At 69.9% G+C, this 23457-nt stretch carries 20 protein-coding genes and 2 tRNA genes; 14 read left to right on the forward strand and 8 right to left on the reverse strand.

What is annotated here, in order from left to right; genetic code table 11:
* Nucleotides 1-4 precede the first annotated feature (4 nt).
* The 6 genes from rsmG to rpmH form a co-directional block, all read right to left on the reverse strand.
* The gene (rsmG, locus tag AB4Y76_RS00235) at nucleotides 5-595 is read right to left on the reverse strand and encodes a 16S rRNA (guanine(527)-N(7))-methyltransferase RsmG (RefSeq protein WP_441921282.1); all 591 of its coding nucleotides are present in this window, start codon (nucleotides 593-595) and stop codon (nucleotides 5-7) included.
* Between the two features lie 61 nt (nucleotides 596-656).
* Entirely contained in the window at nucleotides 657-1220 is a 564-nt protein-coding gene (locus AB4Y76_RS00240; protein ID WP_441921284.1) for a Jag family protein, read from the reverse strand.
* A complete protein-coding gene (gene yidC, locus AB4Y76_RS00245; protein WP_441921767.1) occupies nucleotides 1217-2188 on the reverse strand; it encodes a membrane protein insertase YidC in 972 nt (323 codons plus the stop codon). Before yidC ends, AB4Y76_RS00240 begins: the two co-directional genes overlap by 4 nt.
* Before the next feature lie 86 nt (nucleotides 2189-2274).
* On the reverse strand, nucleotides 2275-2505 hold the full coding sequence (gene yidD / locus AB4Y76_RS00250) for a membrane protein insertion efficiency factor YidD (RefSeq protein WP_441921285.1): 231 nt from the start codon (nucleotides 2503-2505) through the stop codon (nucleotides 2275-2277).
* A complete protein-coding gene (rnpA, locus tag AB4Y76_RS00255; RefSeq protein ID WP_441921287.1) occupies nucleotides 2502-2846 on the reverse strand; it encodes a ribonuclease P protein component in 345 nt (114 codons plus the stop codon). The genes yidD and rnpA overlap by 4 nt, the downstream gene beginning before the upstream one ends.
* A gap of 16 nt (nucleotides 2847-2862) precedes the next feature.
* Complete coding sequence (gene rpmH, locus AB4Y76_RS00260) at nucleotides 2863-3000, reverse strand: 50S ribosomal protein L34 (protein ID WP_114780495.1); 138 nt, start codon at nucleotides 2998-3000, stop codon at nucleotides 2863-2865.
* Between the two features lie 534 nt (nucleotides 3001-3534).
* On the opposite strand from rpmH, the gene dnaA reads away from it, so the two are divergent.
* From dnaA to AB4Y76_RS00315, 11 genes are all read left to right on the forward strand, one after another.
* A complete protein-coding gene (gene dnaA / locus AB4Y76_RS00265; RefSeq protein ID WP_441921288.1) occupies nucleotides 3535-5001 on the forward strand; it encodes a chromosomal replication initiator protein DnaA in 1467 nt (488 codons plus the stop codon).
* Nucleotides 5002-5404: 403 nt separating this feature from the next.
* Nucleotides 5405-6568, forward strand: a complete 1164-nt coding sequence (gene dnaN / locus AB4Y76_RS00270; protein ID WP_441921290.1) for a DNA polymerase III subunit beta — start codon at nucleotides 5405-5407, stop codon at nucleotides 6566-6568.
* Between the two features lie 31 nt (nucleotides 6569-6599).
* Nucleotides 6600-7502: a phosphogluconate dehydrogenase (NAD(+)-dependent, decarboxylating) gene (gnd, locus tag AB4Y76_RS00275; RefSeq protein ID WP_441921291.1), complete on the forward strand. Its 903-nt coding sequence runs from the start codon at nucleotides 6600-6602 to the stop codon at nucleotides 7500-7502.
* Complete coding sequence (gene recF / locus AB4Y76_RS00280) at nucleotides 7502-8662, forward strand: DNA replication/repair protein RecF (RefSeq protein WP_441921292.1); 1161 nt, start codon at nucleotides 7502-7504, stop codon at nucleotides 8660-8662. Before gnd ends, recF begins: the two co-directional genes overlap by 1 nt.
* Nucleotides 8655-9191 (forward strand): DUF721 domain-containing protein, encoded by a 537-nt coding sequence (locus AB4Y76_RS00285; protein WP_441921293.1) that lies wholly within the window; start codon nucleotides 8655-8657, stop codon nucleotides 9189-9191. The genes recF and AB4Y76_RS00285 overlap by 8 nt, the downstream gene beginning before the upstream one ends.
* Before the next feature lie 321 nt (nucleotides 9192-9512).
* Nucleotides 9513-11585, forward strand: coding sequence for a DNA topoisomerase (ATP-hydrolyzing) subunit B (gyrB, locus tag AB4Y76_RS00290; protein ID WP_441921768.1), 2073 nt, complete (start codon nucleotides 9513-9515; stop codon nucleotides 11583-11585).
* An 18-nt stretch (nucleotides 11586-11603) separates the two neighbouring features.
* Nucleotides 11604-14264, forward strand: a complete 2661-nt coding sequence (gyrA, locus tag AB4Y76_RS00295; protein ID WP_441921294.1) for a DNA gyrase subunit A — start codon at nucleotides 11604-11606, stop codon at nucleotides 14262-14264.
* Nucleotides 14264-14893: a DUF3566 domain-containing protein gene (locus AB4Y76_RS00300; protein WP_441921296.1), complete on the forward strand. Its 630-nt coding sequence runs from the start codon at nucleotides 14264-14266 to the stop codon at nucleotides 14891-14893. Before gyrA ends, AB4Y76_RS00300 begins: the two co-directional genes overlap by 1 nt.
* Before the next feature lie 92 nt (nucleotides 14894-14985).
* Nucleotides 14986-15059: transfer RNA gene (locus AB4Y76_RS00305), tRNA-Ile, on the forward strand.
* A 24-nt stretch (nucleotides 15060-15083) separates the two neighbouring features.
* On the forward strand, nucleotides 15084-15209 hold the full coding sequence (locus tag AB4Y76_RS00310; protein ID WP_441921298.1) for a DLW-39 family protein: 126 nt from the start codon (nucleotides 15084-15086) through the stop codon (nucleotides 15207-15209).
* Nucleotides 15210-15214: 5 nt separating this feature from the next.
* Nucleotides 15215-15290: transfer RNA gene (locus AB4Y76_RS00315), tRNA-Ala, on the forward strand.
* Between the two features lie 4 nt (nucleotides 15291-15294).
* Here AB4Y76_RS00315 and AB4Y76_RS00320 read toward each other — a convergent pair.
* The gene (locus AB4Y76_RS00320; protein ID WP_441921300.1) at nucleotides 15295-16425 is read right to left on the reverse strand and encodes an aminopeptidase P family protein; all 1131 of its coding nucleotides are present in this window, start codon (nucleotides 16423-16425) and stop codon (nucleotides 15295-15297) included.
* A 294-nt stretch (nucleotides 16426-16719) separates the two neighbouring features.
* Between AB4Y76_RS00320 and AB4Y76_RS00325 the strand changes: the two genes are divergently transcribed.
* The 3 genes from AB4Y76_RS00325 (at nucleotide 16720) to AB4Y76_RS00335 (ending at nucleotide 22979) form a co-directional block, all read left to right on the forward strand.
* Complete coding sequence (locus AB4Y76_RS00325) at nucleotides 16720-20811, forward strand: Ig-like domain-containing protein (protein ID WP_441921302.1); 4092 nt, start codon at nucleotides 16720-16722, stop codon at nucleotides 20809-20811.
* 162 nt (nucleotides 20812-20973) lie between these two features.
* Nucleotides 20974-21888 (forward strand): DUF1295 domain-containing protein, encoded by a 915-nt coding sequence (locus AB4Y76_RS00330; RefSeq protein ID WP_441921303.1) that lies wholly within the window; start codon nucleotides 20974-20976, stop codon nucleotides 21886-21888.
* Entirely contained in the window at nucleotides 21885-22979 is a 1095-nt protein-coding gene (locus AB4Y76_RS00335; protein WP_441921305.1) for an NAD(P)/FAD-dependent oxidoreductase, read from the forward strand. The genes AB4Y76_RS00330 and AB4Y76_RS00335 overlap by 4 nt, the downstream gene beginning before the upstream one ends.
* 12 nt (nucleotides 22980-22991) lie before the next feature.
* Here AB4Y76_RS00335 and AB4Y76_RS00340 read toward each other — a convergent pair whose 3' ends face one another.
* Complete coding sequence (locus AB4Y76_RS00340; RefSeq protein WP_441921306.1) at nucleotides 22992-23453, reverse strand: cupin domain-containing protein; 462 nt, start codon at nucleotides 23451-23453, stop codon at nucleotides 22992-22994.
* Nucleotides 23454-23457 lie beyond the last annotated feature (4 nt).

A 23457-nucleotide genomic window follows, 5' to 3' on the forward strand; every position in this document is an offset into this window, starting at 1 on the left:
GGCCTCAGGGCTTGTCGACCCGCACGACCCGGACTGCTGGCTCCACGACACCCGATCCTGTCTCGACCACGCCGATCACTCGCCCGCGCAGCCGGCGGATGACGGCGGAAGCGGCCTCGAGCTCCGCCTCTGCCGAGGAGCCTTTCATGGCGAGGAACGACCCGCCAGTCCTGACCAGTGGCAACGACCACCGGGCGAGCTTCTCCAGCGGAGCGACCGCGCGCGAGGTGACGACGTCGAACGAGAGACGGCCGTGCTGCTCCTCGGCACGACCACGGAGCACGGAGACGTTCTCCAGCTCCAGGTCCGCGACTACTTCGTCCAGGAAGGTCGTCCTGCGCAGCAACGGCTCGATCAGGGTCACCTGGAGGTCGGGGCGACGGATCGCCATCACCAGACCGGGAAGCCCGGCGCCGGATCCGATGTCGCACACCGTGGCTCCCTCACTGACGAGGTCGGTGACCACCGCGCAGTTCAGCAGGTGCCGCTCCCAGAGGCGCGGCACCTCCCGTGGACCGATCAGGCCGCGCAGGGTCGCCTCCTGGGCGAGCAGGTGTGCGTACCGCTCCGCTACCGGGAGGGCATCGGAAAACACCCCCCGGGCCACTGAAGGCACGGGGGGTGTTTCACGTGAAACATCGTCCGTCATCGGAGCCTCACGCGGGAAGGATCACCACGTAGCGACGGGGCTCGACGCCCTCCGACTCCGAGTTCAGCCCGGCGGCGGCCACCACGTCGTGGACGACCTTGCGCTCGAACGGGGACATCGGCTCAAGCGACGCCTGCTCACCGGTCTCCTTGACCTGGGCGACCAGGGTCGCGGCCAGCTCCTCGAGCTGGGTACGACGGGCGGCCCGGTGACCGGACACGTCCAGCATCAGCCGCGACCGCTCGCCGGTCTCGCGGTACACGGCCAGGCGGGTGAGCTCCTGGAGAGCCTCGAGCACCTCGCCCTTGTCGCCGATCAGCTGCGGCAGGTCGGCACCGACGATGGACACCGTCGCGCGGTCACCCTCGACATCCATGTCCAGGTCGCCGTCCAGGTCGGCGATCTCGAGCAGCTCCTCGAGGTAGTCCGCGGCGATCTCGCCCTCCTGCTCCAGGCGCTTCGTCCGGGTCGGACGGTTCTCGGAGGTCTCGTCCTCGGAGGTCTGGTCCTCGGCGTCGTTCTCCGGCGCCTCGACCTCGGCGGCCTCGGCGGCTTCGACGTTCTCGCTCACTGGTCGTCTCCCTGGTCGTTCTGGTTCTGGTCCTGGTTCGGGTTGGGCCGCGGGTTGCCCTGGCTGCCCTTGCGCTGGCTCCTCGACTGCCGCTTCGGCTGCTGCCGCGGCGGAGCCGGCGGCTCGGGAGTCTCCTCCACGACGACCTCGGTCTCGACGACCTTGCCGTGCTTGCGGGCCTTCTCGGCGTCACGCTTCTGCTTCGCGTAGAACGCCTCGGTGTTCGGGGCGGGGTTGTTCCGGATCACGTAGAACTGCTGGCCCATGGTCCAGAGGTTCGAGGTCGTCCAGTAGAGGAGGACACCGATCGGGAACGCGATGCCACCGACGGCGAAGACGAGGGGCAGGACGTAGAGCAGCATCTTCTGCTGCTGGGCGTACGGACCACTGAGCGCGTCGGCCGGCATGTTCTTGCTCATCAGCTGGCGCTGAGTGAGGAAGGTGGTCGCCGTCATCGCGAGGACGAGAATGCCGGCGAAGATCTTCACGGCGACCTGATCGGTCGACGTGAAGCTGTCGGCGATGTGGACGTTCCCGAAGATCGTCGCGTTGCGGAGGCTCTCGACGTCAGCCTGGGTCAGGAAGCCCTTGGGCTTGTCGTTGTTCGCGGCGGAGTTGAGCAACCGGAACAGCGCCAGGAAGATCGGCATCTGGATGATCAGCGGCAGGCACGAGGAGAACGGGTTGGTCCCGGTCTCCTTGTAGAGCGCCATCGTCTCCTGGGTCAGCCGCTCCCGGTCGTGGCCGTACTTCTTCTGCAGCTCCTTGACCTTCGGCTGCAGCAGCTGCATGTTCCGGCTGGAGTTGATCTGCTTCACGAAGAGCGGGATCAGCGCCGCCCGGATGACCACGGTCAAGCCGATGATCGAGAATGCCCACGCCGCACCGGAATCGGGGCCGAACAGGGCTCCGAACACCTTGTGCCAGCCGAGGAGAACCGCGGAGATGGCGTAGTACAGCGGCGTCATGATGAACGAGCCGATGTCGCTGAGGAAACCCACTCAGACTCCTTGAGTCGTGTTCGCCCGGGCCGGCAGGTGCCGGACCAGGTCGTTCAGGTCTGGTTCGTGCTGCGGGCCGGCACCGGGTCGTACCCGCCTGCCGCCCAGGGGTGGCAGCGCGCAACGCGGCGGACCGCCAGCCAGCTGCCCTTGATGCTTCCGTGCACCGTCACCGCCTCCAGCGCGTACGCCGAGCAGGTCGGGTGGTACCGACAGACCTGGCCGTACAGCGGACTGATGGCGAAGCGGTAGGCCTTCAGGAGGCCGATGAGGACGTACTTCATGCCGCACGATCCAGACAACGATCCAGCTCGGCCCCGAGATCCCCGAACGTCGCACCGGCTGCCGCGGGCAGAGCCCGGACGACGATTCGCGTTCCCTGCGGAAGCACGTCGACCCGCTCCCGCATCAAGTGCCGGAGCCGGCGCTTCACACGGTTGCGGGTCACTGCGGGACCGACCGCCTTCGCGACGACGAACCCGACAAGAGTCTGGGCATTTGTCGCTTTGTCGACATCTGGTCGGCACAGGTGCACCACCATCAGCGGACCACCGGCACGTCGGCCCCGTCGGACCGTGTAGCGGAAGTCGTCGGCTGACGTCAGGCGATGCGCGGAGGACAGCACACCCGTCGCAGCTGCCTCAGACTGCGAGGCTCTTGCGGCCCTTCCGGCGACGGGCGGACAGGATCGCCCGGCCGGCGCGGGTGCGCATCCGGAGGCGGAAACCGTGCACCTTGTGGCGACGACGGTTGTTCGGCTGGTAAGTACGCTTGCTCACGAGTTACTCCACACGCAGTTCTTATAGGGGAAGCTGGGTTGTCGACGACCGGGTCGCACGACGCATGACGCCGCCAGTCGGCCCTTCCGGGCTGTTCAACTGGAACCGCCTGCCCGCGCTGCGGACCCCTTGACGGGATTCGTTCGTGGACATGCGGCACCCGGTCGAACCGGTTTCGACCTTGCAACGGTACGCGGGCCCCGGCGGGCCGGGCAAATTGAAGTTCGCCAGCACCGCACGGAGCCGAAAAGATCACACCCTGCCAGCACGCAGCGACGCCGCGCCTGCGACACGCCGGTGAATCCGGCAAACCTGTGGACAACCAGTTGATCCACAGGCCGTGGACTTGTTAGCGTCCGCCCACCGATCCCCCCGTTTCCAGCGCGTAACCGCGCTCAACAGCCCGGGCGCCGCACGCTTGCACACCCTGTGGACAAACGTGTGGATCGGCACAAGTGGATCAACCCAGACGACACGACGAGCCGAGATCCCGGTCCGAAACGGCGTCTGCGAACGAGGGGAGCGCGGGAGCGCGTGGAGTCAGCAGCAGGTAATGGTCGTGAGCTCGATGCGTTGTGGCCCGCGATCCTGGACAGCCTGGCTCCCAACCAGCGCGTCTGGCTCGCGTCCAGCAAGCCGGTGATGCTCGCCGAGTCGACCGCGGTGATCGCGGTCCCCAACGAGTTCACCCGCACCCAGCTCGAGGGCCGGCTGCGCACCCGGCTCGAGGACGCGCTCAGCGACAGCCTGAACAAGCCGATCCGGATCGCCGTGACCGTCGACGACACTCTCGCGCCGGAGGACCAGGCACCGGAACCGACTGCCGAGACCGCGGCGGACCCCGCGCCGCGGCACCGCAGCGACCCGCTCGACGACGTCGACCGCCTGGCTCCGACGCCAGGCCTGGGAGATAAGTCCACTTCTCCACAAAACGATTTGTCGACAAACACCCTCGGGATCCCGGAGAGCCCGCTCAACCCCCGGTACACCTTCGAGACCTTCGTCATCGGCTCGTCGAACCGGTTCGCGCACGCGGCCGCGGTCGCCGTCGCCGAGGCACCCGGCAAGGCGTACAACCCGCTGCTCGTCTACGGCGACTCGGGCCTCGGCAAGACCCACCTGCTGCACGCGATCGGTCACTACGTCCGCAGCCTCTACACCGGGGCGAAGATCCGGTACGTGTCCTCGGAGGCGTTCACCAACGACGTGATCAACGCGATCAAGGACGCGAACACGGCCGCGCTCCAGCGCCGGTACCGCGACGTCGACGTGCTCCTCATCGACGACATCCAGTTCCTCGAGGGCAAGCAGCAGACGCAGGAAGAGTTCTTCCACACGTTCAACACGCTGCACAACGCCAACAAGCAGATCGTGATCAGCTCCGACCGGCCGCCCAAGCGCCTGACCCAGCTCGAGGACCGGTTGCGCAACCGGTTCGAGTGGGGCCTCCTCACCGACGTGCAGCCGCCGGACCTGGAGACCCGGATCGCGATCCTCCGCAAGAAGGCCGCCGCCGACCGCCTGCACGCACCCGCCGACGTCCTCGAGTTCATCGCGAGCCGGATCCAGACCAACATCCGCGAGCTCGAGGGTGCCCTGATCCGGGTGACCGCCTTCGCGAGCATCAACCACCAGGAGGTCGACATGACCCTGGCGGAGATCGTGCTCAAGGACCTCATCCCCGAGGGTGGCGAACCCCAGGTCACCGCCGGGCTGATCATCGCCCAGACGGCGTCGTACCACTCGTTCAGCATCGAGGACCTCTGCGGACCGAGCCGGACCCGGGCCCTGGTGACCGCCCGCCAGATCGCGATGTACCTCTGCCGCGAGCTCACCGACCTGTCGTTGCCGAAGATCGGCCAGCAGTTCGGCGGACGCGACCACACCACGGTGATGAACGCCGAGCGCCGCATCCGCAAGGACCTGGCCGAGCGGCAGACGGTCTACAAGACGGTCAACGAGCTGACCATGAGGATCAAGCAGCAGGCCAAGCAGGGCTGACGGCACCACCGTCCGGCCCGAACCACAACGGTGGAAGATGTGGTTCCGGACGACAATTCCGGTGGAGCGTCCGTGGAAAGCTTGTGGACAACTCGCCACCCGCCCTCACAGGCACGCGCGGGAACCACAGGAACCTGTCGTTCGAGCACACCGGATCCACAAGCCCTGGGGACTCAGAACCAGCACCTGACCTGCAATTACGCAGGTTGTCCACAGGATCCACCGGCCCTACTACTACGACGAGATCTAGATATCTCCCCTCGTCGAATCACAACCGGGGGACGCCCTGCCTGGGGACAACATTGTTCTCCGGCTCCCGCACCGCCCGTCCCGCGTGGCAGGATGCCCATCCCGGAGCACTACCGGCCCTCGTCGTGAGGCCGACCCGCAGGAGGAGTCCCCCGTGAAGTTCCGCGTCGAGCGCGATGTACTCGCTGATGCCGTCGCCTGGACGGCCCGCGCCCTGCCCCTGCGCCCGAGCGCTCCCGTGCTCGCCGGCCTGCTGATCGAGGCCGGCAACATCGACGGTGCCGACGGACTCCAGCTCTCCACCTTCGACTACGAGACGTCGGCACGCGCCACGCTCAACGCCGACGTCTCCGCCGAGGGCAAGGCGCTCGTGTCGGGCCGGCTGCTCGCGGACATCTGCCGCAGCCTCCCGAACAAGCCGGTCGAGATGACCATCGACGGCCCCAAGGTGACCCTGACCTGCGGCTCTGCGCGGTTCAGCCTGCAGACGATGCCGGTCGAGGACTACCCCTCGCTCCCGTCGATGCCGCAGGCCCGCGGCAAGGTCAACAGCGAGGCGTTCGCACACGCCGTCGGCCAGGCGGTCACGGCGGCCGGCCGCGACGACATGCTCCCGGTGCTCACCGGTGTCCGCCTGGAGATGGACGGCACGTCGATCTCGATGCTCGCCACCGACCGGTTCCGGCTCTCGCAGCGCGATCTCGAGTGGGACCCCGGAACGCCGGACCTCTCGGCCGCGGCCCTGGTGCCCGCGAAGGTCCTCGCCGACACGGCCAAGTCGCTCACCGGCGGGTCCGAGATCGCGATCGCGCTCTCCACCTCCGGTGCCGGCGAGGGCATCATCGGCTTCGAGGGCTCGGCCGGCGGCGGCATCCGGCGCACCACCACCCGCCTCCTCGACGGCGAGTTCCCCAAGGTCCGCTCCCTGTTCCCGAGCGAGCACCTCACCCTGGCCCGGGTCGAGCGCACCGTGCTGATCGACGCCGTGAAGCGCGTCGCGCTCGTCGCCGAGCGCAACACGGCCGTCCAGCTCGCTTTCGGTGACGGTGTGCTCACGCTCGACGCCGGCTCCGGCGAGGAGGCGATGGCGAGCGAGTCGATCGAGGCCAGCATCACCGGCGACGACCTCACCACCGGCTTCAACCCCCAGTTCCTGCTCGACGGACTCGGCGCACTCGAGAGCCAGTACGTCGAGCTCGCGTTCACCACGTCGGCCAAGCCCGTCGTAATCTCAGGGGTGGACGCACTCGACGCGGGTTCGGGCGACGTCGACGCGAGCTTCAAGTACCTGCTGATGCCGCGCCGCCTGCTCTCCTGACGCCCGCTCCGACCGGAGGGAACCGCACGCCATGCACCTCGGACTCGTCGGCCTCGGCAAGATGGGCGGCAACATGCGCACCCGGCTGCGCAACGGCGGGCACACCGTCGTCGGCTACGACCGCAACCCGGAGGTGTCCGACGCGGACTCGCTCGCGGCGATGGTCGAGGCGCTGCCCAGCCCGAAGGTCGTCTGGGTCATGGTGCCCGCCGGCGTCCCGACCGACGAGACCGTCGTCGAGCTCGCCGGCCTCCTCGGCGAGGGCGACCTGATCGTCGACGGGGGCAATTCGCGCTGGACCGAGGACATCCGGCACGCCGAGCTGCTCGCGCCGAAGGGCATCGGCTTCGTCGACTGCGGCGTCTCCGGCGGGGTCTGGGGTCTGGAGAACGGCTACGCCCTGATGGCCGGCGGCAGCGCCGAGGACGTCGCCAAGGTGCAGCCGGCGTTCGACACCCTGAAGCCCGAGGGCGACTTCGGCTGGGTGCACGCGGGCAAGGTCGGCGCCGGGCACTTCTCCAAGATGGTTCACAACGGCATCGAGTACGCGATCATGCAGTCGTACGCCGAGGGCTGGGAGCTGCTCGAGACCGTCGACCTGGTCGACAACGTCACCGACGTCTTCCGGTCCTGGCGCGAGGGCACCGTGATCCGGTCCTGGCTGCTCGACCTGCTGGTCGCCGCGCTCGACGAGAAGCCCGGCCTGGAAGGGATCCGCGGCTACGCCGACGACTCCGGCGAGGGCCGGTGGACCGTCGAGGCCGGCATCGACAACGCCGTCGCCACGCCGGCGATCACCGCTGCGCTGTACGCGCGTTTCGTCTCCCGGCAGGACGACAGCCCCGCGATGAAGGCGGTCGCCGCGATGCGCAACCAGTTCGGCGGGCACGCGCTGCACACCGAACCGCCCCCGGGCGGGGACGCCCACCCCTGATGCACGTCGCGCACCTGTCGCTGCACGACTTCCGGTCGTACCCGACCGCCGAGGTCGAGATCGGACCCGGCGTTACCGCGTTCGTCGGGCGCAACGGGCAGGGGAAGACCAACCTGGTCGAGGCGATCGACTACCTCTCCAGCCTCTCCTCGCACCGGGTCTCCGCCGATGCGCCGCTGGTGCGGCAGGGCGCGTCGCAGGCGATCGTCCGGGCCGCGGTGATCCGCGACGAACGTCGCGCGGTGCTCGAGATCGAGATCAACCCGGGCCGGTCGAACCGTGCCCGGATCAACCGATCGCCGCTGCCGAAGGCGAAGGAGCTGCTCGGCCTGGTGCGGACCGTGGTCTTCTCCCCCGAGGACCTCGCCCTGGTCAAGGGTGATCCTTCCGAGCGCCGCCGCTTCCTCGACGACCTGCTGGTCCAGGTGTCGCCGCGCTACGCCGGCACCCGGGCGGACTACGACCGGGTGCTCAAGCAGCGAAACTCCCTGCTCAAGACGGCGCGTCTCGCGAGGCGGGGTGGATCCACGTCCGAGTCGGCCCTGTCGACCCTCACGGTCTGGGACGCACGACTCGCCGAGCTCGGCGCCGAGATCCTGCGCCGGCGGATCCAGCTCGTCGCGGACCTCACGCCCCTGGTGGGCAAGGCCTACGAAGCGGTCGCGCGCGGCGCGTCCCGCGACGACGCCGGAATGGTCTATCGACCCAGCCTGGCGCTCACGGGTTTCGAGACGGTTGCTGCGCAACCTCCTCAACCACCGGAGCCGCTCGCGGACCAGATCCTCGCCGAGCTCGAACGCCGGCGACCGGACGAGCTCGACCGCGGGCTCACCCTGGTCGGGCCGCACCGCGACGACCTGCTGCTCTCCCTCGGCGACCTCCCGGTGAAGGGGTACGCCAGCCACGGCGAGTCCTGGTCCTTCGCCCTCGCGCTCCGACTGGCGTCGTACGACTTGCTCCGCGCCGGCGGCGACGACCCGGTGCTGATCCTCGACGACGTCTTCGCCGAGCTCGACGCCGGACGGCGCGCGCAGCTGGCCGACCTGGTCGCGGACGCGGAGCAGGTGCTCATCACCGCGGCGGTCGGCGAGGACATCCCCGAGCAGCTCCGCGGCCGGCGATTCACCGTGGCCGGGGGGCAGGTGACCCTCGATGACTGAGGAACCGGAGCAGGCGGCGGAAGGTCAGACGGAGCAGGAGCAGCACGAGGAGACCGGGCTCGACCTCGCCCGCTCGATCGCCCGCGGGCTGGCCGGGAAGACCGGCCCGCTCCGGCGCAGGACGACCCGGCCGAAGCGGTTCGAGCCGCGGTCGAGCTCGGCGCACCCCGACGACCGGGACCCGCAGACCCTCGACGCGAGCCTCGGACGGTTCGTCGCCGAGCAGGGCTGGCAGACCGAGCTCCGGGTGCACGGCGTCTTCACCCGGTGGCCGGCGATCGTCGGCCGCGAGGTCGCCGAGCACGTCACCCCGGAGTCCTACGTCGACGGCCGGCTGGTCGTGCGCACCGACTCCACGGCCTGGGCGACCCAGATGAAGCTCCTCGCCGCGACCGTCGTACGCCGCCTCAACGAGGAGCTCGGCGACGGCACCATCGAGGTGATCGACGTGCTCGGTCCGCACGTCCCCCGGTGGACGTCGGGACGGCTCCGGGTCAAGGGCCGCGGACCGCGGGACACCTACGGCTGATCCGGGGCCGGCCCCGGTGGCCGGAAACCGGCGGACGCGGATCTGGCGGCCTTGCACCGGTAGGGGTACCCATCCAGGCCCCTGAACCGGGCCCTGAGAGCCGTTCTCGGGCCTCACAGGCTCGAATTTCGGCGAAGATCCCCCAACCGGGCAGCCGCGCACGTGATTTACGGGCCCTGACGCGTAGACTGAGGGCTGGTCGTCCTAGCTGTGGTGACACCGCCAGCGACGACCACTTCTGTGCCGTGAGCACCCTCGTGTGCCGCGCAGCCCGCTCGACCCAGTGAAGAGGAAACCGTGGCCGAAACAGTCCCGAACGAGATGGGCACCACCGGCGCCGTCGACGGCAATTACGACGCCAGCGCCATCCAGGTCCTCGAGGGACTCGAAGCGGTTCGCAAGCGTCCGGGCATGTACATCGGCTCGACCGGCGAGCGCGGCCTGCACCACCTGATCTGGGAGATCGTCGACAACGCGGTCGACGAGGCGCTGGCCGGCTACTGCGACACCGTCAACGTGAGCCTCAACGCCGACGGCTCGGTCACGGTCACCGACAACGGCCGCGGCATCCCGACCGACACGGCCCCGGGCCAGGAGATCCCCGCGGCGACGCTGGCCCTCACCGTGCTGCACGCCGGCGGCAAGTTCGGCGGTGGCGGCTACAAGGTCTCCGGCGGCCTGCACGGCGTCGGCTCCTCGGTCGTCAACGCGCTGTCGACGAAGCTGCACCTCGAGGTGAAGAACCGTGGCTTCCTCTGGGAGCAGGAGTTCTCGCTGGGGACGCCCGACTACGACCTGCGGCAGGTCCGTCCCCTCGAGGACGGCGAGCGCACCGGCACGACGGTCACCTGGTGGGCCTCGGAGGACATCTTCGAGACCACCGACTACACCCTGGAGACGATCTCCACCCGCTTCCGCGAGATGGCCTTCCTCAACAAGGGACTGCGCATCGAGCTGCGCGACGCCCGGCCCAAGGCCGAGGAGATCGCCGAGGCCGTGGAGGACGGCACCGTCGAGGAGGCCGAGGGCGTCGCCGAGGCGGCGTCCGAGATCCACGCCACCGCCGTGGACGGTCACCTCGCCCTGGAACAGGTCTTCCAGTACGAGCGGGGCCTGGCCGACTACGTCGACTTCCTCAACCGGCGCAAGACGCCGATCAGCACGATCATCTCCGCCGAGGCGGAGACCGCGAGCGACGTCCCGAACCCGATGAGCCTCGAGATCGCGATGCAGTGGCAGTCCTCGTCGTACAACGAGTCGGTCCACACCTTCGCCAACACGATCAACACCCCCGAGGGCGGCACCCACGAGGAGGGCTTCCGCGCCGCGCTCACCACCTTGATGAACAAGGCCGGCGAGGACTGGGGCCTGATCAAGAAGAAGGAGGACCGGCTGACCGGTGACGACATCCGCGAGGGTCTCACCGCGATCATCAGCCTGAAGATCTCCAACCCGCAGTTCGAGGGTCAGACCAAGGCGAAGCTGGGGAACACCGAGGCCAAGGGCTTCGTGCAGTCGGTGGTCAACGACCAGCTCGGCGCCTGGCTCGAGCAGAACCCGGCCGAGGGCAAGGAGATCATCCGCAAGGCCCAGGCCGCGGCGACCGCCCGGATCGCCGCGCGCAAGGCGCGCGACCTGGCCCGGAACCGCAAGGGCCTGCTCGGCGGCGGCGGCCTCCCCGGCAAGCTGTCGGACTGCCAGTCGACGAACCCGGAGGAGTGCGAGGTCTTCATCGTCGAGGGCGACTCCGCCGGCGGCTCCGCACGTCAGGGCCGGGACCCGCGGATCCAGGCGATCCTGCCGATCCGCGGCAAGATCCTCAACGTCGAGAAGGCGCGCATCGACAAGGTGCTCGGCAACGCCGAGGTCCAGGCGATCATCTCCGCGCTCGGCACGGGCATCCACGAGGAGTTCAACCTCGAGAAGCTGCGGTACCACAAGGTGGTGCTGATGGCGGACGCCGACGTCGACGGCCACCACATCAACACCCTGCTGCTGACGTTGCTGTTCCGGTTCATGAAGCCGTTGATCGAGCAGGGCTTCGTCTACATGGCCCAGCCGCCGCTCTACCGGGTCCGCTGGAACAAGCCGGCCGAGCACGAGTTCGTCTACTCCGACGCGGAGCGCGACCTGGTCATGGCCGACGGTCTCGACCAGGGCAAGAAGCTCCCCAAGGAGAACCCGGTCCAGCGGTACAAGGGTCTCGGCGAGATGAACGCCGAGGAGCTGTGGGAGACCACGATGAACCCGGACGCCCGGCTGATGCTCCAGGTCACCCTGGACGACGCCGCCCAGGCCGACGAGATCTTCTCGACGCTGATGGGTGAGGACGTCGAGCAGCGCCGCAGCTTCATCCAGCGCAATGCCAAAGACGTTCGCTTCCTCGACATCTGAGCCTGAAGGTAACCACTCATGACTGAGACCCCCACCGACAACACTGGCGGGACCGGCGGCGAGGGCCCCGGCGGCCGGATCGAGCCGATCGAGCTGCAGACGTCGATGCAGCGCGCCTACATCGACTACGCGATGGCCGTCATCGTCGGCCGCGCGCTCCCCGACGTGCGCGACGGCCTGAAGCCGGTGCACCGCCGGGTGCTCTACGCCATGTACGACGGCGGCTACCGCCCGGACCGCGGCTTCTCCAAGTGCTCGCGCGTCGTCGGTGACGTGATGGGTCAGTACCACCCGCACGGCGACTCGGCGATCTACGACACCTTGGTCCGGCTCGCCCAGCCGTGGGTCATGCGCGCGCCGCTGATCCACGGGCAGGGCAACTTCGGCTCGCCGGGCAACGACTCCGCGGCGGCGATGCGGTACACCGAGTGCCGGATGGCGCCGCTGGCGCTGGAGATGGTCCGCGACATCACCGAGGAGACCGTCGACTTCCAGCCGAACTACGACGGCCGCTCCGAGGAGCCGACGGTCCTGCCGGCGCGCTACCCGAACCTGCTGGTCAACGGCTCGGCCGGCATCGCGGTCGGCATGGCCACGAACATCCCGCCGCACAACCTCAAGGAGGTCGCCGAGGGTGCGCAGTGGGCGCTGGACCACCCAGACGCCAGCCGCGAGGAGCTGCAGGACGCGCTCATCGAGCGGATCAAGGGACCCGACTTCCCGAACGGCGCGCTGATCGTCGGCCGCCAGGGCATCGAGCAGGCCTACCGCACCGGCCGCGGCTCGGTCACCCAGCGCGCGGTCATCGAGATCGACGAGGACAACAAGGGCCGGACCTGCCTCTCGATCACCGAGCTGCCCTACATGGTCAACCCGGACAACCTCGCGCTGAAGATCGCCGAGCTCGCCGACTCCGGCAAGGTCCAGGGCATCGCCGACGTCCGTGACGACTCCTCCGGCCGTACCGGCCAGCGTCTCGTCGTCGTCCTCAAGCGCGACGCCGTCGCCCGGGTCGTCCTGAACAACCTGCTCAAGCACACCGAGCTGCAGACGAACTTCTCCGCCAACATGCTGGCGCTCGTCGACGGCGTCCCGCGGACGCTCACGATCGACCAGTTCATCTCCAACTGGGTCACCCACCAGATCGAGGTCATCCAGCGCCGGACCCGCTACCGCCTCGCGGAGGCCGAGAAGCGGGCCCACATCCTGCGCGGACTCGTCAAGGCGCTCGACATGCTGGACGAGGTCATCGCCCTCATCCGCAGCTCGCCGGACGCGAACGACGCGCGTACCGGCCTGATGAGCCTCCTCGACATCGACGAGATCCAGGCGACCGCGATCCTCGACATGCAGCTGCGCTCGCTGGCAGCCCTGCAGCGTCAGAAGATCATCGACGACCTGGCCGAGATCGAGCTGCGGATCGCCGACCTCAACGACATCCTCGCCAACGAGTCGCGCCAGCGGACGATCATCTCCGAGGAGCTCGCCGAGATCGTGGGCAAGTACGGCGACGACCGTCGTACCCAGATCATCGCGGCCGACGGGGACCTCTCCATGGAGGACCTGATCCCGGACGAGGACCTGGTCGTCTCGATCACCCGCGGTGGCTACGCCAAGCGCACCCGCGCCGACCAGTACCGGACCCAGAAGCGCGGCGGCAAGGGCGTGCGCGGCGCGACGCTCCGGGGCGACGACGTGGTCGAGCACTTCATCTCGACGACGAACCACCACTGGCTGCTGTTCTTCACCACGGCCGGCCGGGTCTACCGGACCAAGGCGTACAACCTGCCGGAGGCGCAGCGCGACGCCAAGGGCGGTCACGTCGCCGGGCTGCTCAGCTTCCAGCCCGACGAGAGCATCGCGCAGGTGCTCGCGATCCGCGACTACGAGCAGGCGCCGTACCTGGTGCTCGCGACCCGCAGCGGCCTGGTCAAGAAGACCCGGCTCGCGGACTACAACAGCCCGCGCCAGGCCGGCGTCATCGCGATCAATTTCCGCGAGGACGACGACGAGCTGATCGGCGCCGAGCTGGTCAGCGAGAACGACGACATCCTGCTCGTCTCCCGCAAGGGCCAGGCGCTCCGGTTCACCGCCGACGACAGCCAGCTCCGGCCGATGGGCCGGGCCACCTCCGGCGTGACCGGGATGAAGTTCCGCGACGGCGACTCGCTGCTGTCGATGTCGGTCATCCGCGCCGACGAGATCGCCCACGAGGCCGACGACGAGGACTCGGCCGAAGCCCAGGTGCAGTACGTCTTCACCATCACCGACGGTGGCTTCGCCAAGCGCACCCGGATCTCGGAGTACCGCACCCAGGGCCGCGGCGGTCTCGGCATCAAGGCGATGGCGCTGCAGAACGAGGACCGCGGCGTCCTCGTCGGCGCGTTCATCGTCGTCGAGGGCGACGAGGTCCTCTCGATCACCTCCGACGGCCAGGTCGTGCGCAGCCCCATCAACGCGGACTTCCGGACGACCGGCCGGTCCACGATGGGGGTGAAGTTCGTGACCCCGAAGGGCAACAACACGGTCGCCGTGGTCGCGCGCAGCGTGGAGCGCGCCGACGACGAGGACGAGGCCGAGGAGACCGCCGAGGAGACCGCCGGGACAGGGGCCCCTCAGGAGGCGGATGCAACAATCGCTGACGAGACCGAGTCCGCACCTGTGACCGAGGAGGACTGATGCCCGAGCGGCCCGAGGAGTCGATCGCGCCGCCTCGCAGCCTGGCGGGGACGACGAAGCAGGACGACGGGGGCCGCAACGGAGTGGTTCTCCCCCCGCTACCGGACGAGGAGCCGAAGGGCAGCGGGCGGGGCTGGCGCAAGCGCGAGAAGGATGCCGGGAAGGCACCGGAGGAGAAGGACGTGACCGTGGAGACGAAGGTGCAGGAGCCGAAGGGCGGCGCGGCTGCCGGTCAGCCGGCGCACGCGCCGCGGCCGCACACCCGCAAGGCCACCCTTCGCCTGGTCACGATCGAGCCGTGGTCGGTGATGAAGGCGGCGTTCCTGCTGTCGGTCGCGCTCGGCATCGTCACCGTGGTCGCGGTCGCGATCATCTGGGGCGTCCTCGGCGCCGCCGGTCTGTGGGACTCGGTGAACTCGATCATCCGCGACTCGATCGGGGACAACACCGGCACGCCGTTCGAGATCCAGAAGTACCTCGGCACCTCGCGCGTGCTCGGCTTCACGATGATCGTGGCGGTCTTCGACATCATCCTGATCACCGCGATCGCGACCCTCGGAGCGTTCCTCTACAACCTCGCCGCGACCCTGCTCGGGGGCGTGGAGGTCACCTTCGCCGAGGACCGCTGAGCGGCACCGCGAAGGCGGCCCGGGCCCGTTTTGTCGACTCGCGGAACCATGGGGTAGATTTCCCTCTCGGTTCGGCTGATGCCGATCCGAGCGGGCCTATAGCTCAGACGGTTAGAGCGCTTCCCTGATAAGGAAGAGGTCAGAGGTTCAAGTCCTCTTAGGCCCACTCGATCCACCTTGGGAGGTCGGAATGAAGAAGATCCTGCTGCTCGCCGGAGCGGTCGTGGCCGGAATCCTCATCAAGAAGAAGGTGGACCAGGGCCGCGAGGAGCAGGCCCTGTGGCAGCAGGCCACCGACCCGGTCGAGAAGGCCTGACTCCCGGGGCCTTGGCGCAATTGGTAGCGCACCTGCTTTGCAAGCAGGGGGTTAGGGGTTCGAGTCCCCTAGGCTCCACCACTGCTCATTCCACAACGGCGAGCCGATGGTCGGTGTTGTTGAAGCTCCGCGGGCCGTCCTCGGTGACGGTGACGATGTCCTCGATCCGGACGCCGAACCTCCCGGCCAGGTAGATCCCGGGCTCGACGGAGAAGCACATCCCGGGCACCAGCGGCTGCTCCTCGCCCTCGACCATGTACGGCGGCTCGTGCGTGGTGACGCCGATGCCGTGCCCGGTCCGGTGCAGGAACTCGGCGCCGTAGCCGGCCTCGGTGATCACGGCGCGAGCGGCGCGGTCGATCTCCTGGCAGGCGACGCCGACCCGGACCGCGTCGACCCCGGCCTGCTGCGCGGCGCGGACGATGTCGTGGATCTCCTGGATCTCCGAGGTCGGCTCGCCGACGCAGACGGTGCGGGTGGTGTCGGACCCGTACCCGTGCTTGAGGCCGCCGAAGTCGAGGACCACCGCGTCTCCCGGCTGGATCGTCCGGCCGCCGGCCTCGTGGTGCGGGTTGGCGCCGTTCGGGCCCGAGCCCACGACGGTGAAGTCGACCTGGGAGTGCCCGAACTCGCGGAGCAGCCCGGCCAGGTCGGCGGCCACCTCGGTCTCCTTCCGGCCGGCGAAGCGGACCTTCTTGATCTCGCCGTACGCCGCGTCGGCGGCCGCGCCGGCGGCGGCCAGCCGGCCGATCTCGTTGGCGTCCTTGACCGCACGCAGCATCGGGAGGCTGTGCGTCATCGACCGGTACGACGACCCGGGCAGGACGCCCTGGAAGCCGAGCAGATGCATCGCCCAGGCGGAGTCGGAGATGGCGTAGCTGCCGTCGCCGCGGAGCAGCGGGGCCACCGCGTCGTACGGGTCGGTGCCGTCGGTCCAGTCGGCGAAGGTGACCGCGGTGGCCCCTTCGGCCGCCTCGGCGTCGGGGCGCTCGAGCCGGGGGACCAGCAGCGTCGGCGGGTGGTCGGCCGCGAGCACGAGCGCGGTGAGCCGTTCGGTGATCGCCGTCGGCTGGTAGCCGGTGAGCCAGACCAGGTCCGGGCCGGGGGTGACGACGGCGCCGGTCAGCCCGGCCGCGACGGCCTGGTCGACGACCCCGCGCATCCGGGCGGCGTAGTCCTCGCTGGTGAACGGAACCGGGGCATCGAACTCGGTCATCGCACTCCTCCCGCCGGCGTGATCGTCCTCGACGCTAGGTCGGGCCGCGAACCCGAGACTCCCCCGTTCCGGGGGGAATGCCCCCACCGGGCTGCCGGATCGAGGCCGGGCCGCTAACGGACGATCACGGCGTCTTCAGTCCGAAATGTCCTAGCAACAGCGCCGCACGGGGAACGCGAGACGCCGTGGTGGGCGACGTCCCCGGACGCAACGGACGCGCAATGATTCAGTAATCAACCGTTCCTAATCTGGCCGCCTGCGCCGCCCCCGACCGGCGCAGAGTGAGGAACGTCCGTGAAAACGACCCATGTCCTGCGCGCCAGCCTGCTGGCGCTGCTCTCGCTGCTGGCGGCGCTGCTGGTGCCGCTCGCCGCACCCGCCGAGGCCGTCTCCCCGGCCGCCGACCCGGCTCCGGCCCTGCCGGACCCGACCGCGCGCGGCAGCTACACCCCCGCCGTGGTCCAGGAGGCCAAGCTCGGCACGGCCGCGCTCCAGGAGCCGAACTCGTCCGGCTCCGCGCCGACCGCGGGCACCGCCCAGGCGGCCGAGAACCTGGAGATCCGCGGCCAGCTGTACTACCCGGCCGACCGCGCAGAGCCGTCGCCGCTGCTGGTGCTCGTGCACGGCAACCACGGCTCCTGCGACGCCGGCCAGGACAGCACCACGGCGACCTGCACCCAGTACAAGCGCAACGAGGCCGGCTACGCCTACCTCGCCGAGAACCTCGCCACCTGGGGCTACACGACCTTCTCGCTGTCCCAGGACCAGCTGATGATGCGGCAGGACAACAACAAGGGGAAGGGCATGCACCAGCGCCGCAAGCTGATCGCCGCGGCCCTGGACGCGCTCATCGCGGCGAACAAGCCGGGCGGGCTGCCGGTCGACGAGCACACCACGATCGGCACCACGCTGGTCGGCAGGCTCGACCTGACCAGGATCGGCCTGATGGGCCACTCCCGTGGCGGTGACGCGGTCACCAGCTTCATCGACTACAACCGCGAGCGCACCGACGGACCGCGCTACCCGCTCCGCGGTGTCATCTCGCTCGCGCCGGTCGACTACGAGCGGAAGGCGCCGTACGGGATGCCGTACATGACGATCCTGCCGTTCTGCGACGGCGACGTCTCCAACCTGCAGGGCGCGCGGTTCTTCGAGCGCAGCCAGTACGTCAACGGCGACGACCCGTTCCCGCGGATCCAGTCGTCCCAGCTCGGTGCGATCCACAACTGGTACAACACCGTCTGGTACGCCGACGGCGGCGCGGACGGCCAGGCCAACAACGACGCCGCCTGCGGCAACTCGGCGCCGTTCGCGACGAACAACGTGCACCCGCACAACCTGCGGCTCTCCGGCGCCGGCAGCTACACCGACGACGCGCAGAACTACAAGATCGACAACTCCGCGACCTACGACCCGGCCGTGAACACGAAGATCTCCGGCGACGCGGCGCGGATGGGCGACCAGGAGAGGATCGGCCTGGCCACGATGGCCGCCTTCTTCCGCCGGTACGTCGGCGGCGAGGGAGCGTTCGAGCCGTACATGACCGGTGAGCTCTCCGACACCGCCTCGCACCTGCAGATCCCGCAGTCGGCCTGCCCGACGAGCACGTCCGGCGCCCGGATCGCCTGCAAGGAGCGGGTCTCCACGAGCTACTTCGCCGCCCCCGGCGAGCGCGTCGACATCATCCGACCCGAGACCGAGAACCCGCTCGGCCTCGACGCCCTCGGTGGTGAGCTCAGCGGCAGCGGTTTCGCCTACCCGTACCTGGACAACGGTGCGGTCGCGCTGCCGGCGAAGACGCCTGGCGGCTACGACTGGTGCAACCCGGAGCCGGACGACTTCGCCCCGGCCCAGCTCGGCAAGGGCACCCAGCCGACCGCGGCCAAGGCCTGCCCGCTGCCGGGCAAGGCCGCCCTGGGCGGGCAGAACGGAACCCGGGAGAACGCGCCCGTGAACCACTCCTACGGTCGCCAGCTGGCGCTCGCCTGGGAGTCGGGCCAGAAGGCCGAGCTGACGGCGGACATCCCGGCGGCCTCGCGGGACATGAGCGGGCTGAAGGCGCTCGCCCTCGGTGCGGACGTCAACTTCTTCGACCTCCGGAACCCCGGTGCCGACAACCGTGGCGACAGCACCAAGACCGGCACCACCGCGGACCCGGTGTGGCCGAACGAGCTGCCGCAGTCCTACGACCCGGAGTCCTCGACCCAGGACTTTCTGATCGAGCTCACCGACACGGCCGGCCACACCGGCACCGTCCACGCCGGTGACGAGCGGTGGGGCAACGCGCTGCACGCCTCCACCGGCACCAACACCCCGAACACGCACATCGTGCTGGACCAGATCCGGGTCCCGCTCAGCGAGTTCGCCGGCCAGGGCGTGGACATCAGCTCGCTGGACAGGCTGTCGTTCAAGTTCGGTGAGGCCGGGACGCCGCAGTCCGGCTCGATCCAGGTGGCCGACGTCCGGTTCCAGGAGAAGGCCGCCGCCGGCGCGCTGGTCCTCTCCGACGGCGACGAGGCGGACGGTGCCGGTCACGGCCCGCCGGCGACCGGGCCCGACCCGGCCGACTACCTGAACGGGTACGACGTCACCGCCGGCAACATGAAGCTGATCGACCAGGTCGCGAACCCGAAGGCGGCCACCACCTGGGTGGTCGACGACGACAAGGCGCAGTGCCCGACGGCCTCGTTCACCTCCATCCAGGACGCGGTCGACCAAGCGGCTCCGTGGGACACGGTCGTCGTCTGCGACGGCGTCTACCAGGAGTCCTCGACGCCGGTCTTCGGCCCGGGCAACCCGGTCGCGACCGACGCGATGAACGGCCTGACGATCACCAAGCCCCTGAAGATCAAGGGCGCGGGCGCGGACAAGGTCACCATCGAGCCGAAGCAGTCCCTCGGGTCGCTGGCCGGGCTGAAGCCCTACCTGCGTGACGGCGGCGGCAACGTCGTCACCGTCTCGCGGCAGTCGCTCGGGTCGACCGACACCAACGAGATGTTCGTCGACATCTCCGGAGTGACGGTCACCTCGGGCGACGTCTGGGCCGAGGCCGGGATCGCCTTCTTCGGCGCCTCCGGCCGGGTCTCCGAGAGCGTCGTCGGGCCGATGCGGTCGGCCACGACGCCCGCGGAGCTCGCGGACAACCCGCACGGCTGGGGCATCGTGAAGACCGGGGTGGTCCTCGGCGCCGGCAAGGGCACGGTCGACAACGAGGTCACCGTGGCGAAGAGCCTGGTCACCGGCTACCAGTCCGGCGGCATCCTGTTCGACGGCGCCCGCGGTGCCGACGGCGCGGCCGACAACACGGTCCGTACCGGGATCAAGAACCACGGCTACGTCACCGGGACCGTCGTCCGCGGCAAGCCGAACAGCGTGGTCCCGCAGACCGGCGTGAAGTTCACCAGCGGCGCGGACGGGTTCGTGAGGAACAGCCGGATCACCGGCAACTTCTTCAAGCCCGACCCGTCGAAGTCCTTCGGCATCCTGCTGACCGACGCCGGCACCGAGACGGCGGGGGCGCTCACGGCCTCCGGCGACATCGTCACCGGCAACGGGTTCGCGGCGTACAACGCGAACGCGGACGGGACGGCCGTGCGTCAGGGGGCGCCGTTCGCGCTGACCGGCAGCTTCCTCGGCCAGGGCAACCCGGTCGCCGGCGGCCCGGCCGACCCGAGCAACGGCCTGGAGGCGATCTCCGGTCCGGACACGACGCCGGCGGCGACGGTCACCACGAACGGACGGCTCTCCACGCCGCCGAGCGCGGTGCCGACCAAGCAGGGGTCGGTCGGCGACGACGACCCGACGGCGGCGCTGGTCGATCCAGGTCAGGGCACCACCGTCAAGGTCGGCCAGACGGTGTTCCCGCTGGTGCTCGGCCACGACGACTTCGCGGTGCGGTCGGCCGCGCTGTACGTCGACGGGGAGAAGGTGGCCACGGCGGACGGGGCGCCGTACCGGTTCAGCTGGACGCCGGGTGCGGCGTACGCCGGGAAGGACGTCACGTTCTCCGCGGTGGTCACCGACTCGGCCGGGAACACGACCACGGCCGGGAGCCTGGCGGTCGCGGTCGCGAAGGTGCCGGTGACGCCGACGCTGAAGGTGCTCTCGCTGGTCCGGAACACCCAGGCGGGGACGGCGACGCTGACCCTCGCGGTGAACACGCCCGGGCGGGTGACCCTCACCGGCGGCAAGGTGGCCCGGGTCGTCCGGAGCACCGGCGGGGCGGCCACGGTGACGGTGCTGCTCCGGGCGAAGGCGCCGTACGGGAAGGTGCTGGCCCGCCGGGGCAAGCTCGTCTCCTCCTACGCGGTGACGTTCCAGCCGGACGTCGGCGGCACCCTCATCACGAAGGGAACGGTGACGCTGGTGAAGAAGAAGCGGCGCTGATCTGCGCGTGAGCCGGCAGTGACCAGCGGCGAGGGAGGGCTCCCCACGGGCCCTCCCTCGTCGCTCCGGCACGTCCGGGCACACGTCGGGCCGTTTCCAGAGACGCCTTCATTGTCCGCCGATCCCTGGCTAGGTAGAACAAGTTCTAGGTACCGTCGACCCATGAGCACCGGCGAGACCACCCAGCGGCTGAGCAAGGGCGCGTCGCTGCTGCGCGTCGCGATCGCGTACGTCGCCGCGATCGGCGTCGCCGCCGCCTGGCTGTACGCCGGCCCCGACACGGCGCACCTCTGGCTGGACTCGCTGATCGCCGACCTGCTCGCGACGCTGGTGATCTTCGGTTTCAGCCGGGCCTACCGGAACTCCAGCTTCTACGACGCCTACTGGAGCGTGGTCCCGCCGCTGTTCGCCGTGTACTGGTGGACCGAGGCGGGACCCGACGCCGACCAGGCCCGGATCTGGCTCGTGCTGGTGGTGGTCTGGTTCTGGGCGGTCCGGCTCACCGCCAACTGGGTCTACGCCTTCCCGGGCCTGCACCACGAGGACTGGCGCTACCCGCTGCTGCGCGAGCGCGCCGGCAAGGCCGAGGCGCTGGTCGACCTGATGGGCATCCACGTGGTGCCGACCCTGCAGGTCTTCCTCGGCATGCTCCCGCTCTACGTCGCCGTCACCGGGCTGACCCGTGACCTCGGCTGGCTCGACCTGGTCGCGTTCGCGGTCGGCGTCGGCGCGGTCGTGCTGGAGTGGGCGGCCGACGTCCAGATGTACCGGTTCGCGGCCACCAAGCAGCCCGGCCAGGCGATGGACCGCGGTCTGTGGGGCTGGTCGCGGCACCCGAACTACCTCGGCGAGCTCACCTTCTGGGTCTCGCTGGCCCTCTTCGGCCTCAGCGCCTCCCCCGACGACTGGTGGTGGATCTTCGTCGGCACCGCCGCCATGCTCGCGATGTTCCTGGGCGCCAGCATCCCGATGATGGAGCAGCGCAGCCTGGAGCGCCGCCCCGAGTACGCCGACGTCGTCGCCCGGGTCCCGATGCTGTTCCCGCGCCCGCCACGCCGCGTCCGGGCCGGCGCGTGAAGCGCGTCGTCGTCGCCGGTCTCGGCGACACCGGGCTGCTCACCGCGATCCACCTCGCCGGGCGCGCCGAAGTCGTGGGGATCTCGGCGAAGCCGGGGCTGCTCAGCGGGCAGGAGCTCGGGCTACGGCTGACCCGTCCGGCCGAGTGGGTCCGCGACTACTGGATCACCTTCGACCGGTTCCGCAAGCTCGACCGGGTCCGGACCGTGCACGGCACCCTCACCGGTCTCGAGCTGGGGACCAGGACGGTCCGGGTGCGGGCCGCCGACGGCGTCGAGCTGCTCGAGCCGTACGACGTCCTGGTGATCTCGACCGGCGTGCGCAACGGGTTCTGGCGCCGGCCCGAGGTGGAGAGCGCCGGCGAGATCGACGACGCGCTGGCGCGGGCCCACGACCGGCTCGCCACGGCCGGGTCGGTGATCGTGCTCGGCGGCGGCGCGGCCGCGGTGAGCACCGCGCTCAACGTCGCGTCGGCCTGGCCGGAGAAGCAGGTCGACCTGTACTTCCCGGGCGACCGTGCCCTGCCGCACCACCACCGCCGGGTCTGGGAGGTGCTCGAGGGCCGGCTGCGCGACCGCGGAGTCGGCCTGCACCCGGGGCACCGTGCGGTGGTCCCGGACGGGTTCGACGGCGACGAGATCACCGACGGCGTCGTCGCGTTCAGCACCGGCCAGGACGAGGTGAAGGCCGACGCGGTGCTCTGGACCATCGGCCGGGTGCGGCCGAACACGCAGTGGCTTCCGGCCGAGCTGCTCGACGAGGACGGGTTCGTCCGGGTCGACCAGCACCTGCAGGTTCCCGGCCACCCGGAGATCTTCGCGATCGGCGACGTCGCCGCCAGCGACCCGCTGCGGAACTCCGCTCGCAGCAGGGCCGACCACCTGCTCGCCCACAACGTGCTCGCCGCGGCGCAGGGCGGACGGCTCAAGGAGTTCAAGCCGGCGAAGCGCCGCTGGGGGTCGGTCGTCGGTGCGCAGTCGGACCGGCTCGAGGTCTTCGCCCCGAACGGGCGCTCGTTCACGCTGCGCCCGTGGTCGCGGCTGCAGCCGTGGGTGGTCCGGCGCTCGATCTACAAGGGGATCCGCGGCTGATCAGGCCGGTGATCAATCGGGAGCTGCTCCGCCGAGGGTGAAGTCGGCGAAGTCGAAGCCGGGCACGACCACGCAGGAGACCAGCACCGCCTCGTCGACCGGACGGGCGGCTTGCCATTCCCCGGCCGGGACCAGCAGCTGCGGGCGCTGTCCGGCCGCGACGTCGGGGCCGAGGAGGTGCTCGGTGACGGTGCCTGATGCGGGACCCGGCTCGTCGCCGTCGCCGCCGAGGAAGAGCCGCAGCGGGCCGCCGCGGTGGTGGAACCAGAGCTCGTCGGAGGTCACCCGGTGCCACGCCGAGGACTCCCCCGGCTGCAGCAGGAAGTAGATCGCCGTCCCGAGCGAACGGGTGCCGGCCCCGGCCCCGGTGGTCGCGCCGTGCCGGTAGGTCTCGGCGTACCAGCCGCCCTCGGGGTGCGGGCGGAGGTCGAGGTCGGCGGCCCAGGAAGGGGGCTGGTCGGGGAGGTCGGTCACGGTC

The organism is Marmoricola sp. RAF53 (genome assembly GCF_052114005.1).
GTDB lineage: Bacteria > Actinomycetota > Actinomycetes > Propionibacteriales > Nocardioidaceae > Marmoricola.